The organism is Alkalicoccobacillus gibsonii, assembly GCF_016798245.1.
Lineage (GTDB): Bacteria > Bacillota > Bacilli > Bacillales > Bacillaceae_D > Alkalicoccobacillus > Alkalicoccobacillus gibsonii.
In genome coordinates this window covers 1-354 of record NZ_JAEUZA010000015.1, presented here as the reverse complement: position 1 = coordinate 354, position 354 = coordinate 1, and the positions used below count along the sequence as shown (strand labels likewise).

The 354-nt window shown below is 49.4% G+C and carries 1 rRNA gene; it reads left to right on the top strand.

Going from position 1 to position 354, the window contains the following annotated elements:
• Positions 1–292 precede the first annotated feature (292 nt).
• A 5S ribosomal RNA gene (rrf, locus tag JNO66_RS20340) occupies positions 293–354 on the top strand; the annotation flags it as partial.

The window sequence follows — 354 nt, the reverse complement described above, 5'->3', positions numbered from 1 at the left end:
TGGAAGTGTGGCGACACATGGAGCGGACAGATACTAATCGGTCGAGGACTTATCCAATGTGGTGTATGACAGTGTGAGTCGCATGAACGCAGGAGAAGACGTAGCATCAGCTGCCTCCTCTCCTGTGTGGAGCACGATTTAGTTTTGAAGGAATCATTTCCTTTCAGATTGACAACAAGCATCAAGTGATTCGAGGACACAAGGAATGGAACGAAGGAGCGTATTTACATACGTGACTGAGTGACATGACGCAGTGGACGAAGAAGCGCGCAGATGATTGGAAGTCAAATAGTCCGGTGGCAATAGCGAAGAGGTCACACCCGTTCCCATGCCGAACACGGCCGTTAAGCTCTT